Here is a 14,455-nt window from a genome sequence, read left to right as displayed (position 1 = left end):
ACCTCGCCCAGCGCCACGCCAGGACGCTCGTCGCGGCGCTGTCGGACGCCGCCCCGTGCCGCGCGGACCGCGCGCCCGACCCGTCCGGTCCGGCGCCGCGATGAGCGGCCAAGGCCGATCCGATTTCCGCTCCGCCTCGCCGACCACTGCACGGGGAACCGCATGACCACCATCCGCCGCGTCCAAGTCTTCCTGATCCTCGCCGCCGCGATCCTGCGCGACCGCCGCGCCCGCGCCACACGGAGCTGACCGATGGCGAACCGGGACCTGCGACTGATCGACTGGCGAGCTGAGCGCCGGCGCAACCTCTGGTCCGCCGTGATCCGCGCCCTCGGCTCCGAATTCGGCACCGCGCTGCGCCTCGCCCTCGGCGTCGCGATCGGGATCATGGTCGGCTCGCTGGCCTGCGACTGGCTGCTCTACGCGGGTCTGTGGCCGATGCCGGGGGTGCTGCCATGAAAGCCCGTGGACCCGATTCGCTCCTGCCGGCGGGACTGACGCCGATCGGCATCAACCGGGCGCAGGCGGCCGAGTTCATCGGCATCAGCCCCAGCTACTTCGATCAGATGGTCGCCTCGGGGGCCATGCCTCAGCCGAGGCGGGCCGGATCCCGCACAATCTGGGATGTTTCCGAGCTCACGCAGGCTTTCCGGTCGCTCCCTCAGCCGGGGACGCGATCCGCCGGCTCGGTGGCGAGCGACGCGGGGCGGGCCGTCGCGGAACAGGCGGAGAGTGGCGATGGATAGCCTGCTGCTCACGGTCGAGGAGGCGGCGGCGCGGCTGAACGGAATTGTGTCGGTCAAGTACATCCGGGAAGCCATACTCAAGAAACGACTCGCCGCGGTGAAGCACGGGCGGAGATACTTCATCTCACCCGCCGAATTGGAGCGATTCGCCACATGCCCCGACCGCGCAAGCCGGCGCGCCTCTGGCGACGCCCCTCAACCGACGAGTGGATCATCCTCGACCGCGATCTCCCCGGTGGCCAGCGCAGGACAGGCGCTCGCGGAGCAGGCGGTCAGGCGGCTGCGGAGCAGAAGCTCCAGGCGCACCTAGCCGGCAAGCTCCCGGCGAGGGTCGGCCCTGGTCAGCTCACCGAAGTCACCATCGGTGAGGTGCTCGCGCTCTACGCCGAGCACAAGCTCGACGAGCCGGGGGCCGAGGCGCTCTCCTCGTCGATACAGGCGCTCGCGGAATTCTGGGGAGGCAAGACGTGCGACACGATCAAGGGCACCACCTGCCGCGCCTATGTCAGGCACATGGGGTTGGAGCGCGAGCGGGAGGTCGTCGACGTCCTCGGCCGCCGCTACCGGGTCCGCTCCAGCAACTCGCCCCCATCGTGCAGACGATATCTCGGGATATTGCAGGCGGCGCTGAACTTCGCGGTCCGCGAGGGCGCGATCGTATCGGCGCCGCTCGTGACGCTCCCGCCGGCCGCGCCTCCGCGGGACCGGTGGCTGACCCGTGAGGAGGTCGCGCGTCTCCTGCGGTACTCCCCGCCGCATCTCCGGCGCTTCATCCTGGTTGCGCTCGCGACCGGCCGCCGAATGCGCGCGATCCTCGCGCTGCGCTGGACGCCGGTGATCGCCGCCGGCGGCCATGCCGACACGGCCGCCGGCACATTCCACTTCCTCCCGCGCGGCGAGGTAGAGACCAGAAAGAGACGAGGGTCCTGCCGCATGACGCGGACGATCAGGGCCCATCTCCGCCGGTGGGAGAGGGAAGGGGGCTCGCACGTCGTCATGTGGCGGGGACGGCCCTGCGGCACGATCAAGGCGGCGTTCGAGAGGGTGTGCATCGACGCGGGGCTGCCGGACGTGTCCCCGCATACCCTGAAGCACACCGCGGTAACCTGGGCGTTCCAGGCCGGAATGACGATCGAGGACGCCGCCGACTTTTTCGCGACCACGGCGGCGACCCTTGAGCGGGTGTATCGCCAGCATTCCCCGCGCTACCAGGACCGAGCCGTCGCGGCGCTCGACGCGAAACGTGGCGGATAACGTGGCGGATGATGTGTGAAAGGCTCATAAGTGCTTAGAAGTTCAAGGAGAGGGGAGGTCGATCCCTTCATCGTGATGGACGTGATGGAGGCCGCGCGGGCCGAGGAGGCGCGGGGACGGTCGATCATCCATATGGAGGTCGGCCAGCCGGGCACCCCGGCCCCCGGCCCGGCCCGCGCCGCGCTCGCGCGGGCGATGGCGGGCGAGCCGCTCGGCTATACCGTGGCGCTCGGACTGCCCGACCTGCGGGCGCGGATCGCGCGGCTCTATCGCGACTGGTACGGGCTCGATCTCGATCCGAACCGCGTCGTGGTCACCGCCGGCTCGTCCTGCGGCTTCATTCTCGCCTTCGCCTCGCTGTTCGACAATGGCGAACGGGTGGCGATCGGCGAGCCCGGCTATCCGAGCTATCGCAACATCCTGAAATCGCTCGGCCTCGTCCCGGTCGGCATCGAGACGCGGGCCGAGAACCGGTTTCAACCGGCGCCGGCCGATCTCGCCCGCGGTGATCTGGCCGGGCTGCTGGTGGCGAGCCCGGCGAATCCGACGGGCACCATGCTCGGACGGGCGGAGCTCGCGGCGCTGATCGGCGCGGCGGCGGAGCGCGGCATCGCCTTTGTCTCGGACGAGATCTATCACGGCATCCAGTACGGCGCGCGCGCCGTCTCGGCGCTGGAGATCAGCGACGAGGTCTATGTGATCAATTCCTTCTCGAAATATTTCTCGATGACCGGCTGGCGCATCGGCTGGATGGTGGTGCCGGAGGCGCATGTCCGCCGGGTCGAGCGGCTGGCGCAGAACCTCTTCATCTGCGCGCCGCATGCCAGCCAAGTCGCGGCCCTCGCCGCGCTCGACGCCGTCGAGGAGCTGGACGCCAATCTCGCTGTCTATCGCGCCAATCGCGCGCTGATGCTCAGGGGGCTGCCCGAGGCCGGTTTTACCCGCATCGCGCCGCCGGACGGCGCCTTTTATGTCTATGCCGACGTGTCGGACCTGACCGACGACAGCAATGCGCTGTCGGCGAGGATCCTGGCCGAGGCCGGGGTCGCGGTCACCCCGGGCCTCGATTTCGATCCAGGACGCGGGGCGGGGACGCTCCGCTTCTCCTACGCCCGTTCCACCGCCGACATCGCAGAAGGCCTCACGCGCCTGCGCCGCTGGTCGCGGCGCTGACGCGGGGGGTCAGCGCGACCACCAGCCGCGCCGCTTCGGGCCGGCGGGCGCCTCGGGGTCTTCGGAGAATTCCTCCCGAGGCTGGTCCGGCTCACCCTCGGCCATCGCCTCCTCCAGCGCCGGCGGGGGCGTCCAGTCGGCCTCGGCCGGCGCGTCCGAAATGTCGATCGTCGCCGACTCGGCGACCTGTTCGAAGCCCGCCTCCCCGAACGCCGTTTCCTCGACGGGCGCTTTTCCGGACGTCGCGTCCCCGTGGGGGTGCGCTGGTTCGTCCGCGAGGGGCGGGAGGTCGAGTGCCTCGGGCTCCGCCGCGACAGGCTCCGTCGTGACCTCGACGGTTTCGGAGATTTCGGCGGTCTCGCCCGGCTGCGCGGCATCGACCGGCCCGCCAAGCGTGTCAGGACCGCCCGACGGCGCCGTTCCGACCACGGCCCCGACGGGTTTGCGGACCCGCTCGCGGCGCTTCGGGCGCGGGCTCTCGGTTTCCGGCACTTCGACGATATCGGACGCGATCTCGCCGAGGTCGATCACCTCGCCAAACGCCGCGTCGAGCTGGACGACGGGTTCCGCGGCGGCGTCCGCCTCCACGACCTCGGCCGTCCCGATCTCGGTCCCCGCGATTTCCGTCGCCGGGGCGCGGCCGCGCGACCGCCGGCGGGATTTCGAGCGCTCGACCGGCGGTTCCTCGACCGCGACCACCGCGTCGGCCTCGGACGGACCTTCGTCCAGCGTTTCCTCGCCGGTCTCGACCGCCTCGAACGGCTCGGCCTCGTCGAACCGCTGTCCGCCGTTCTCGTCGCCGTTCTTGCCGCCACGCCGACGGCGCCGCCGCTTGCGCTTGCCACCCTGGCGATCCGTGCCGGCGGCGTCCGACTCGGCCGAGGCGCTGGTCTCCTCCTCGATCTCGTCCTCTTCCTCGAGAATCTCCTCCTCGGGATAGGCGACCTTGGGCAGGTTCAGCGCCTCCGGTACCGGGATGATGCGCGAGGCGGTCTTGAACCGCTCCATCCGGTAATCCGGGCTGATCAGGCTCGGGTCGCCCTCGACGCGCACGCTGAGGCCGAAGCGCTGTTCGATCAGGGCGATATGCTCGCGCTTCTGGTTCAGGAGATAGTTCGCGATCTCGACCGGGGCGGTGATCAGCATCTCCTTCGAGCGCTGGCGCACGCCTTCCTCCTCGACGTCCCGCAACAGGGCGAGCGCCATCGAATCGTCGGAACGCACCCGGCCCGTGCCGTGGCAGTGCGAGCAGGCCTTGGTCGTCGCCTCGATCATGCCAGGGCGCAGCCGCTGGCGGCTCATCTCCAGCAGGCCAAAGCCCGAGATCCGGCCCACCTGGATGCGGGCGCGATCGGATTTCAGCTTGTCCTTCAGCTTCTTCTCGACGGAGAGGTTGTTGCGCCGGTCCTCCATGTCGATGAAGTCGATGACGATGAGGCCGGCGAGGTCGCGCAGACGCATCTGCCGCGCCGCTTCCTCGGCCGCCTCCATGTTGGTCTTGAGCGCGGTGTCCTCGATCGAGGATTCGCGCGTCGCCCGGCCGGAGTTCACATCGACCGCGACCAGCGCCTCGGTGACATCGATGACGATATAGCCGCCGGATTTCAGCTGCACGACCGGGTTGAACATCGCGCTGAGGTAGCTTTCCACCTGGAAGCGGGAGAACAGCGGCAGCGGTTCGGCGTAGTGCTTCACGTATTTCGCATGCGAAGGCATCAGCATCTTCATGTAATCCTTGGCCTCGCGGTAGCCGCGTTCGCCATCGACGAGAATCTCGTCGATGTCGCGGCTGTAGAGGTCGCGGATCACCCGCTTGATCAGGCTGCCTTCCTCGTAGATCGGCGAGGGCGCGATGGATTTGAGCGTCAGGTCGCGGATCTGCTCCCACTGCCGCAACAGGAACTCGTAGTCGCGCTTGATCTCGGTCTTGGTCCGCGCCGCGCCGGCGGTGCGGATGATCAGGCCCGCGCCCTCGGGCACGGTGATCGAGGAGGAGATCTCCTTGAGCTTCTTGCGGTCGGCGGCGTTGGTGATCTTGCGGGAGATGCCGCCGCCGCGGGCGGTGTTCGGCATCAGCACGCAGTAGCGGCCGGCGAGGGAGAGATAGGTGGTGAGGGCGGCGCCCTTGTTGCCGCGCTCCTCCTTGACGACCTGGACCAGCAGGATCTGCCGGACCTTGATCACTTCCTGGATCTTGTAGCGCCGCTGGCGTGCCTTGCGCGGGGCGCGTTCCTCGGCGACGTCGTCGCCGCCGACGGATTCATATTCGGCCTCGCCATCGGCCTCCTCGGCCGCGGGGCCGGTCGGCTCGTCCGCCACCGGAATGTCGAAGTCACCCGCCGCCGCCGACGGCGGTGGGACGTCGTCGAACGCCGCCTCGGCGTGCCGGGCGTCGTCGGTGGTTTCCGCCTCCGCCGCGACGGGGGCGGCCTCGATCCCGGGCGCGAATTCCGTGCCCGGGGCCCCCGCCGTCTCGGTGTCCCCGGTCTCGCCCGCCTCCGTCTGGCCGGCCTCGGCCTCGATCACCTCGGAAGCGACGGTCGCCTCCTCGGCCACGAGCCCCTCGCTCGCGGCCTGCGGCCGCCTGCGCCCGCGCGAACGCGACTTGGGCTTCGGCCGCTCGCGGGTCGCCTCTTCCTCGGCCTCGCGGGCGAGCGCGGCCTCCTCGGCCATCAGCGCCTCGCGGTCGGCCTTGGGGATCTGGTAATAGTCCGGATGGATTTCCGAGAACGCCAGGAACCCGTGGCGGTTGCCGCCATAGTCCACGAAAGCCGCCTGCAGCGACGGCTCGACGCGCGTCACCTTGGCGAGATAGATGTTTCCGGCGAGTTGGCGTTTGTTGAGCGACTCGAAGTCGAATTCGTCAACCTTGCTTCCGTCCACTACCACCACACGCGTCTCTTCGGCGTGCGTGGCATCGATCAGCATTTTTCTTGTCATGACTTCTTTCAGGAACGCGAACATGCGGAACCCGCTCGGTGGCCCCGACGACGCATTGTCCATTGTCTGAAGCGGTCAAGCGCGGAACAATCCGGATGCGGGCGGTTCCCGGAGGGCCGGATCGCAACGTCGGTTCTGTTCTTGCGCGTCTCACCGCGGTTCTGTCTCCGGCGCGACACCTCGAAGGAGTCGGGCCATTTTGTTCCGGGCTTTCGCCACGGGTCTTCTCACCTGGCGCGAGCGCCTGTCGCAAGTTTGCCGGAATCTTCCAAGAAGGCAGCGCTGTCTTGCAAAGTCACGAGCGTGCGACGAATACGATTAGAGTTCGGATGCGATGGCATCTTTCCTCCCTTGCACATTACGCATGGCGCGGCGCAAATGACAAATGGTATTTTGGCGCCCCATGTTCCAGTGCCCCGTCCATGCGTGGCGAGGGCGAACCGGCTAAACCTCTGGAATTTCGCATGATCCGTGCCCGCGCCCTTGCGCTGATCGCCGGGCTGGCATGGGCTCTGGCCGCCGGATCCGGCCGTCCAGAGGCGGCGCCGGCCCGGCTCTCGACGGCGGGATCGGAGGTGACGGGCGGTTTCTTCGGACGGAGCCTTGCCCTCCGGTTGCGGCTGGACCGAGCGGTCGCGTTCCGGGTCTTCACCCTCGACGATCCCATGCGGCTCGTCTTCGACTTCGAGGGACTCGACGCGGCCGGCTTCGCGCCGGAGGGGATCGCGCTGCCCTCCGCCGTCGCGCGGCTGCGGCTCGGCGCGGCGCGGCCGGGCGGGACGCGGCTGATCCTCGATCTCGCGCGCCCGATGGCCCTGGTCAGCGCCGAGTTCATCCCCGACGCCACGGGCACGACGCTGGACGCGCGGCTGACCCGGGTCGGCGCGGCGGAGTTCGCGGCCGCCGCCGGCGCGCCGCCGGGCGTCGCGGGGGCGGCGGTCCGGGCGGAGCCGATGACGATCGTGCTCGATCCCGGGCATGGCGGCGCCGATCCCGGGGCGATGCGCGACGGCGTGTCGGAGAAGGACGTGGCCCTCACCTTCGCCGGCGACCTGCGCACGGCCCTGCTCGCCACCGGCGCTTTTCGCGTCGTGCTGACCCGCGACGCGGACAGTTTCGTCACGCTCGCCGATCGCGTCGCGTCCGCGCGCGCGGTGGAGGCGGGGGCCTTCCTCTCGCTCCATGTCAACGCGGTGCCGGATCCGACGGTCGCCGGGGTGATCGCCTTCACCCGGTCGGAGGCCGGTTCCAGCCGCGCGGCCAGCGATCGGGCCACCGCCGAGAACAGGTCGGACGCCGTCGCCGGTCTCGCCGTCGGTCCGACGCCCGATCCGGCGCGCGACCTCCTGGGCGAGATCGCCCGGCGCGATGGCGCGGCGCGGGGCGACCGGATGGCGCGGGCGGTCGCAAGCGCGCTGGCGCCGCTGGTCGGCGAGACATCGCAGGATCCGCTGCAATCGGCAAATTTCCAGGTGCTGAGCGCGCCCGGAATCCCGTCCGTCCTGCTTGAGCTCGGCTTTCTCTCCAGCGACGCGGATCGCGCCAACATGCTCGATCCGCGTTGGCGGGCGGCGGCCAGCGCCGCGATCGCCGAGGCGCTGCTCGCCTGGAGCCGCCAACCCGCCGACGCGCTGGACATGACGCGGAATTGACAGGATGATGCGCGGATTGTCGCGCCCGACGCGCCCCGTGTTTTTGACCTTTGCCAAGGCCTCGGATAACGTCCGGCCGCATCTTGTGGGGCTCGAATCGTGCTGCGCTTTGTCTTGAGAGTTTTCGGGTTCCTGTTCAGCTGGCTCGCGATCGGCTCGCTGGCGGCGCTGGCCGCGCTCGCGGCGGTATTCGTGATCTACGGCCGCGACCTGCCCGACTATGCCCAGCTTTCCAACTACGAGCCGCCGACGCTCAGCCGGATCTATTCCGGCGAGGGCGACCTGATGGACGAGTTCGCGCGCGAGCGGCGGGTCTTCACCCCGATCTACGAGATCCCCGATCTGGTGAAGGACGCCTTCATCAGCGCCGAGGACAAGAACTTCTATCAGCACAAGGGGTTCGACCCGCGCGGCATCGCCGCGGCGATCTATCAGGCAGCGATGGAGGGCGGCCGGCTGCGCGGCGCCTCGACCATCACCCAGCAGGTGATGAAGAACTTCCTGCTGACCGGCGACCGTTCGGGCGAGCGCAAGATCAAGGAGATCATTCTCGCGACCCGGCTGGAGCGCACGCTGTCCAAGGACCAGATCCTCGAACTCTATCTCAACGAGATCTTCCTCGGCCAGAATTCCTACGGCGTCACCGCCGCGGCGGAGGTCTATTTCAACAAGTCGCTGGAAGAGCTGTCGCTGGCCGAGACGGCCTATCTCGCGGCGCTGCCCCAGGCGCCGAGCGTCCTGCATCCGGTGCGGGAAAAGGCGCGGGCGATCGCCCGGCGGAACTACGTGCTCGATCAGATGGCGCAGAATGGCTACGTCACCCGCGCGGAGGCCGACGCGGCCCAGGCCGAGGATCTGCGCACCGTGCAGGGCGGCGACCTCCCGTCGTCGCGCGGCGCCATGCCGCCGCGCGACTATTTCACCGACGAGATTCGGCGCCAGCTCTCGGCCAAGTTCGGCGACGAGGAACTGTTCACCGGCGGCCTCAATATCCGCGCCACGGTCAATCCCGAGTTGCAGGCCTCGGCGGCGCAGGCCTTGCGCGACGGGCTCGAACGGTTCGACCGCGACCGCAAGGTCTATCGCGGGCCGGCGGCCCGGATCGACCCGGCCAGCGTCGATCTCACGAACGAGGCGGCCTGGCGCAAGGCCCTGCGCGAGGCGCGGGTGCCGCGCGACATCGAAGGCTGGCGCCCGGCGGTGGTGCTTTCTGTCGGGGAAGCGGCGCGGATCGGCATCGAGGGCGTCGACGAGGATGAGGACGGCCATTTCCTGACGTTCGACGATGTGAAATGGGCGCGGCTGCGCGACGACGCCCGGTTCCGCGCTTCGCGCGGGATCGCCGACACCTATCACGTCGGCGACGTGGTGCTGGTGAAGAACCTCGCGGAGCAGGGGGCGCCACCGCGCTGGTCCTATCGCCAGGTGCCCGAGATTCAGGGCGGCTTCATGGCGATGGACACCCAGACCGGGCGCGTCCTCGCCATGCAGGGCGGCTTTTCGTACCAGTCGAGCGTCTTCAACCGGGCGACCCAGGCGCTGCGTCAGCCGGGGTCGTCCTTCAAGCCTTTCGTCTACGCCGCCGCGCTCGACAACGGCTACAGCCCGGCGACCATCGTGCTCGACGCGCCGATCGAGATCGCGACCGGCGCCGGGATCTGGCGGCCGGAGAATTCCAACGAGAAATATTACGGTCCGGTGCCGATCCGCACCGGACTCGAACAGTCGCGCAACCTGATGACGGTGCGCATCGCCCAGGACGTGGGCATGGATACCGTGGCGAAATACGCCGACGACTTCGGCATCTACGAAGACATGCCGCGGCTGCTCAGCTATTCGCTCGGCGCCGGCGAGACCACGCTCTACAAGATGGTGACGGCCTATGCCGAGCTGGCGAATGGCGGGCTGAAGGTCGAGCCGACGCTGGTCGATCGCGTGCAGGACCGCTATGGCCAGACGATCTATCGCCACGACCAGCGCGAATGTGACAGCTGCCGCGCGGACAGCCTCTCGGCCGCGACCCAGCCGTTCGTGCGCACCGATGCGCAGCGGATCATGGATCCGATCACCGCCTATCAGATCACCTCGATGCTGCAGGGCGCGGTCAGCCGGGGCACGAGCGCCAATACGGTCGGCAGGATGAACCTGAACCTCGCCGGCAAGACCGGCACCACCAACGAGGCCAAGGACGTCTGGTTCATCGGATACAGCCCGCGTCTCGTGGCCGGTTGCTACATGGGCTATGACACGCCGCGCCCGATGGGCGAGAGCGCCTTCGGCGGCACGCTCTGCGCCCCGATCTTCGTCGAATTCATGAAGACCGCGATGGCCGGGCAGAGGCCGGTCAGCTGGGACACGCCGCCGGGCGGCTATTTTATCAAGATCGATCGCCGCACCGGCCAGCGGCTCGCCGACGATGCCAGCGGCGCCGGGGTGCAGGCGGAATATATCCGCGACGGCCAGATGACCATTGTCGGCGGCTATGGCAACATGGTCGATGGCGGCTGGCGGATGGCCTCGGACGTGCCCCTCTATGACGGCGCCGCCGCCTCGCAGATCGAGCGGGTGCAGGTGCGCGGCCAGAGCCGGTCCCTGCCGTCCAACCCGTCGATGGGCTCGATGTCGAGTGGTGGCCTCTACTGACCGGTGGTCCGCTCCGGGCTGTCCTGCTCGCCCTCGGCGGGTTCTTCGTCGCGGTCGGGGCGGTCGGCGTCGTCCTGCCGGTGCTGCCGACGACGCCGTTCCTGATCCTCGCCGCCGCCTGTTTCGCGCGCTCCTCGCCGCGGTTCGAGCGTTGGCTGCTCGATCATCGGATCTTCGGGCCGCTGTTGCGCGAATGGCGGGCGCGGGGCGCGATCCCGGTCCGCGCCAAGGTCGCGGCGGTGGCGGGCAGCGGCGCGGGCTTTCTGATGATGCTCGCCGCGCGGCCCGGCCCGGTGCCCATGGCCTGCGCTGGCGCCCTGATCCTTGGTGGTCTCGCCTATGTGTTGACGCGGCCGTCGTGAGGCCGGTCGCCCCGGCTCCGCCGCGCCTGCCGGGCGGGCTCCGGCTCTTTACCGCCCGACCGCGCCGCGCTAGAAGCGGTCCCCGCAGCGAGGAACAGCCATGCGCGCCGAAACCGAACATGTCGTCGCCGAGATCGAGAAGTCGCTGGCACTCCTGCGCCAGCGGCTGGACTGGGAGACGGCCGGCCATCGGCTGGAAGAACTGAACGCGATGTCCGAGGATCCGGAGCTCTGGAACGACCCCGCCCGGGCGCAGAAGCTGATGCGCGACCGTCAGCTGCTGTCGGACGCGATCGACGCCTATGGCACGCTCGACCGGGAGCTTTCCGACCTTCGCGAACTGATCGAGCTCGGCGAGGCCGAGGGCGACGCCGAGGTGGTGGCGGAGGCCGAGGCGAGCCTGCGGGGCCTGCGCGATCAGGCCGCGCAGAAGGAGATCGAGGCCCTGCTCGACGGCGAGGCGGACGGCAACGACACTTTCCTCGAGATCAACGCCGGCGCCGGTGGCACCGAGAGCTGCGACTGGGCGGCGATGCTCGCCCGCATGTATGTGCGCTGGGCCGAGAGCCACGGCTACAAGGTCGAGATGATCGCCGAGAGCGCGGGCGAGGAGGCGGGCATCCGCAGCGTCACCTATCAGGTGAAGGGCCAGAACGCCTATGGCTGGCTGAAGACCGAGAGCGGGGTACATCGCCTGGTCCGCATCTCGCCCTTTGACAGCGCGGCGCGGCGGCATACCTCGTTTTCCTCGGTCTGGGTCTATCCCGTGGTCGACGACAATATCGAGATCGAGGTGGCGACCAACGACATCCGCGTCGACACCTACCGCTCGTCCGGCGCTGGCGGGCAGCATGTGAACACCACCGACTCCGCCGTGCGCATCACGCATATTCCGACCGGCATCGTGGTGACGAGTTCGGAGAAATCGCAGCACCAGAACCGCGCCAATGCGATGGCGGCGCTGAAGTCGCGGCTTTATCAGCTTGAACTCGACAAGCGGAACGCGGCGATCAATGCCCAGCACGAGGCCAAGGGCGACGCGGGCTGGGGGAACCAGATCCGCTCCTACGTGCTGCAACCCTATCAGATGGTGAAGGATCTCCGCACCAACGTCGAGACATCGGACAGCCAGGGCGTGCTCGACGGTGAACTCGACCGCTTCATGGCGGCGGCGCTGGCCCAGCAGGTCGCGGGCAAGAGCCGCGCCGAGGCTCAGGCCGAAGCCTGAGGCACTCATCCGCGAGAACCGGGCGGGCCGGTCCCCGCCGGATTGAAAGCCTCGCGGAAATCGCGCCTTGTGTCGAACGGCGATCGGGATTGGTCGGAGGCACCGCCAGCGCTTCGTGATATGATCTGGATCAAGGAATCGCGAGTGGATTGCCGTCTTTTGGCGGGTAGAAGCCTCGCCGCCGGGAGAAAAGCCGATGACCGATACCGCCCCGACCGAAATCCCGCCGCGGCCGGCTGAAATCACGATCCGGTCGATTTCGGTCGATGACGTCTATGCCGCGCTGTCCCGGGGCTGGGCCGATTTCCGCGCCGTGCCCCGGTTCGGGCTGTTCTTCGGCGGGGTCTACGCGCTGGTCGGCATCCTGATCTTCATCCAGCTCTGGGTGATCGACCAGTCGTTCTGGATCCTGCCGCTCGCCTTCGCCTTTCCACTGATCGGGCCGTTCGTCGCCATCGGCCTCTATGAGGTCAGCCGCCGGCGCGAGGCGGGCGAGCCGCTTGACTGGAGCGATGTGCTGGGCGCTGTCTGGCGGCAACGCGACGGACAGTTGCCGTCGATGGCCTTCGTGGTGCTGGCGGGCTTTCTGGTCTGGATGTGGGCGGCGAGCCTGATCGTGATCCTGTTCGTCGGCCAGATGGATCTCGCGGTCTATTCCGATTTCGACTCGATGCTCGATACGGCGAACGGCGTCGCGCTGGTGCTGGTCGGCGGGCTGGTCGGGGGCGCGATCGCGGCCTTCCTCTTCGCCATCACCGCCGTCGCGCTGCCGCTGCTGCTTGATCGCGACGTCGACTACGTGACGGCGATGGTGACGAGCTTTCGCGCCGTGACCACGAATCCGGCGGCGATGCTGAACTGGGCCTGGATCGTGGCCGGGGGCCTGTTCGTCGCGATGGTGCCGCTGTTCCTGGGGCTGATCGTCGCGCTGCCGGTGCTCGGCCATGCGACCTGGCACGTCTACCGGGCGGTGATCGCCCCGAAGTGAGCGGGAAAACCCTCAGCGGTAGAAGACGTTGCCGCCGATGACGCCGACGCGGGGGCGGGACTTGAACCAGCCCGGCTTGGCCTGGGCGGAGTGGAAGAACAGCGCGCCGTTGGTGATGTCGGGCGAGCCGGACAGCACCGCCTGCGCGACCTCGATGGCGTGGCCGCGGCGTTTGGCGTCGGCCAGCGCGTCGGACCGGCCGTCGCATTTGTAGGAAAACTGGCAGCCGTCACCGACGACGCCGCAGACCGAGTTCGGGAATTTCCGGTTCTGCGCGCGGTTGACCACGACATGCGCCACCGCCGCCTCACCTTTCGCGCCGGTGCCGCCGGCTTCGAAATAGATCGCTTCGGCGAGGCAGGCGACTTCGCTCGACGACCGGGAAAGTTGGGGGCGCTTGGCGTCGGCGGCCATGCCCGGCCCGGAAACGGATGCCAGGGCGGAGAGGGCGACGAGGGCTGTCTTCAGGGCGCGCAAGCGAAGGCTCCGGGGTCGTTTCGGTCGCGCGGAGAATGCCCCGAGCCTGCGCGCCGGGTCCAGTAGGCGGCGAACGCACGGCGGAAATCCGCCCAGCATGGCCGCAAGCGGCGGAGATCACGCCATAATTTTTCGGGTCAGAGCAAGAGGTCGTGGTGGGACAGGACAGGACCGCCGCTGAGCACGATCTGGAAATCGGCCTTGCCGTCGCCGTCGGTATCGCCGGAAACCACCCGCGAGGAGCGGCTGTAGCGCAGCTCGCCAGGGCTGTCGGTGAAGGGGGCGGAGCCGATATAGGTGAAGCTCTGGCGGCCGGGCTCGGTGGCGTCGGCGTCGATCCGGCGGAGGTCGAGATGGTCGGCACCATGGGTGAAATCGCCGATGACGTCGCGGTGGACGGCGCCGGCCGGCGAGTCCGAGACGGCGCGGAACCGGAAGGTATCGTCGCCGCTGCCGCCGAACTGGTGGTCGCGCCCCTCGCCGCCGATCAGCAGGTCCGCCCCGTCGCCGCCGCGCAGGATGTCGGCGCCGCGGCCGCCGTCGAGCAGGTCGCCGCCGTCGAGGCCGGAGAGCATGTCGGCGCCGGAGAAGCCGAGCAGGACGTCGCGATCGCGCGAGCCGGTCAGTTGATCGGCGCCGGAAAAGACCAGCGCGCTGGCGAGGTCGGTGTCGCCGTGGCGGATCGCGGTGAAGAGCGGCCCGGCCGGGACCGCGAGGCGCTCGATCGAGAATTGCCGAAAGAAGCCAAGGTCTTGCCGATAGCTGTTCAGAGTGCCGGATACCGGGCCGAGGCCGAAGGGATCGCCGTAGGAATACCAGGAGCCGGTGCCGCTGACCAGGCCCGATCCGGGAAACGAGAAGGCGCCGCCGTAGCTGCTGACATGGGCGCCGTCGGTGGCGACGATCTCGCGAAAGCCGCGCTCGACCACGATCCCGCCCCAGAGATCCAGACGCATGTCCGTGGCCTGATAGGCCCTGAGGACCGCCATCCC

Annotated in this window: 12 protein-coding genes; 9 read left to right on the top strand and 3 right to left on the bottom strand. The window is 68.9% G+C overall.

Features of this window, described 5'->3' with window-relative positions:
* Positions 1-252: 252 nt before the first annotated feature.
* The 4 genes from Q0480_RS12565 (at position 253) to Q0480_RS12550 (ending at position 3,173) form a co-directional block, all read left to right on the top strand.
* On the top strand, positions 253-459 hold the full coding sequence (locus Q0480_RS12565; protein WP_299133419.1) for a hypothetical protein: 207 nt from the start codon (positions 253-255) through the stop codon (positions 457-459).
* A 279-nt stretch (positions 460-738) separates the two neighbouring features.
* Entirely contained in the window at positions 739-1,056 is a 318-nt protein-coding gene (locus Q0480_RS12560) for a helix-turn-helix domain-containing protein (protein WP_299133418.1), read from the top strand.
* A gap of 59 nt (positions 1,057-1,115) precedes the next feature.
* Positions 1,116-2,000 (top strand): site-specific integrase, encoded by an 885-nt coding sequence (locus tag Q0480_RS12555; protein WP_299133417.1) that lies wholly within the window; start codon positions 1,116-1,118, stop codon positions 1,998-2,000.
* Between the two features lie 75 nt (positions 2,001-2,075).
* Positions 2,076-3,173 (top strand): aminotransferase class I/II-fold pyridoxal phosphate-dependent enzyme, encoded by a 1,098-nt coding sequence (locus Q0480_RS12550; protein ID WP_299133427.1) that lies wholly within the window; start codon positions 2,076-2,078, stop codon positions 3,171-3,173.
* Between the two features lie 9 nt (positions 3,174-3,182).
* Here the strand turns inward: Q0480_RS12550 and Q0480_RS12545 are convergent, their stop codons facing one another.
* The gene (locus Q0480_RS12545; protein WP_299133416.1) at positions 3,183-6,113 is read right to left on the bottom strand and encodes a ribonuclease E/G; all 2,931 of its coding nucleotides are present in this window, start codon (positions 6,111-6,113) and stop codon (positions 3,183-3,185) included.
* A gap of 464 nt (positions 6,114-6,577) precedes the next feature.
* Between Q0480_RS12545 and Q0480_RS12540 the strand changes: the two genes are divergently transcribed.
* From Q0480_RS12540 to Q0480_RS12520, 5 genes are all read left to right on the top strand, one after another.
* Positions 6,578-7,765, top strand: a complete 1,188-nt coding sequence (locus Q0480_RS12540) for an N-acetylmuramoyl-L-alanine amidase (RefSeq protein ID WP_299133415.1) — start codon at positions 6,578-6,580, stop codon at positions 7,763-7,765.
* 99 nt (positions 7,766-7,864) lie between these two features.
* Positions 7,865-10,408: a penicillin-binding protein 1A gene (locus Q0480_RS12535; RefSeq protein WP_299133413.1), complete on the top strand. Its 2,544-nt coding sequence runs from the start codon at positions 7,865-7,867 to the stop codon at positions 10,406-10,408.
* Positions 10,405-10,770 (top strand): YbaN family protein, encoded by a 366-nt coding sequence (locus Q0480_RS12530; protein ID WP_366940854.1) that lies wholly within the window; start codon positions 10,405-10,407, stop codon positions 10,768-10,770. The genes Q0480_RS12535 and Q0480_RS12530 overlap by 4 nt, the downstream gene beginning before the upstream one ends.
* Positions 10,771-10,870: 100 nt before the next feature.
* Positions 10,871-11,998: a peptide chain release factor 2 gene (gene prfB, locus Q0480_RS12525; protein ID WP_299133412.1), complete on the top strand. Its 1,128-nt coding sequence runs from the start codon at positions 10,871-10,873 to the stop codon at positions 11,996-11,998.
* Positions 11,999-12,194: 196 nt separating this feature from the next.
* Positions 12,195-12,986 carry a DUF2189 domain-containing protein gene (locus Q0480_RS12520; protein WP_299133411.1) on the top strand — a complete coding sequence of 264 codons (792 nt, stop codon included), beginning with the start codon at positions 12,195-12,197 and terminating at the stop codon, positions 12,984-12,986.
* A 12-nt stretch (positions 12,987-12,998) separates the two neighbouring features.
* Here the strand turns inward: Q0480_RS12520 and Q0480_RS12515 are convergent, their stop codons facing one another.
* On the bottom strand, positions 12,999-13,463 hold the full coding sequence (locus tag Q0480_RS12515; RefSeq protein WP_299133409.1) for a cell wall hydrolase: 465 nt from the start codon (positions 13,461-13,463) through the stop codon (positions 12,999-13,001).
* A 137-nt stretch (positions 13,464-13,600) separates the two neighbouring features.
* Entirely contained in the window at positions 13,601-14,452 is an 852-nt protein-coding gene (locus tag Q0480_RS12510; RefSeq protein WP_299133408.1) for a M10 family metallopeptidase C-terminal domain-containing protein, read from the bottom strand.
* Positions 14,453-14,455 lie beyond the last annotated feature (3 nt).

Origin of the sequence: uncultured Amaricoccus sp. (genome assembly GCF_937891315.1) — a bacterium.
Taxonomy (GTDB): domain Bacteria; phylum Pseudomonadota; class Alphaproteobacteria; order Rhodobacterales; family Rhodobacteraceae; genus Amaricoccus.
The sequence above is the reverse complement of the archived record's forward strand: the minus strand, read 5'-3'. Positions and strand labels throughout refer to the sequence as shown.

Excerpts from the sequence above, each read along its gene's own strand:
- Q0480_RS12520 (WP_299133411.1), top strand. The coding sequence starts at position 12,195 with ATGACCGATACCGCCCCGACCGAAATCCCGCCGCGGCCGGCTGAAATC.
- Q0480_RS12510 (WP_299133408.1), bottom strand. The coding sequence starts at position 14,452 with ATGGCGGTCCTCAGGGCCTATCAGGCCACGGACATGCGTCTGGATCTC.
- Q0480_RS12545 (WP_299133416.1), bottom strand. The coding sequence starts at position 6,113 with ATGACAAGAAAAATGCTGATCGATGCCACGCACGCCGAAGAGACGCGT.
- Q0480_RS12560 (WP_299133418.1), top strand. The coding sequence starts at position 739 with ATGGATAGCCTGCTGCTCACGGTCGAGGAGGCGGCGGCGCGGCTGAAC.
- prfB (WP_299133412.1), top strand. The coding sequence starts at position 10,871 with ATGCGCGCCGAAACCGAACATGTCGTCGCCGAGATCGAGAAGTCGCTG.
- Q0480_RS12550 (WP_299133427.1), top strand. The coding sequence starts at position 2,076 with ATGGACGTGATGGAGGCCGCGCGGGCCGAGGAGGCGCGGGGACGGTCG.
- Q0480_RS12540 (WP_299133415.1), top strand. The coding sequence starts at position 6,578 with ATGATCCGTGCCCGCGCCCTTGCGCTGATCGCCGGGCTGGCATGGGCT.
- Q0480_RS12565 (WP_299133419.1), top strand. The coding sequence starts at position 253 with ATGGCGAACCGGGACCTGCGACTGATCGACTGGCGAGCTGAGCGCCGG.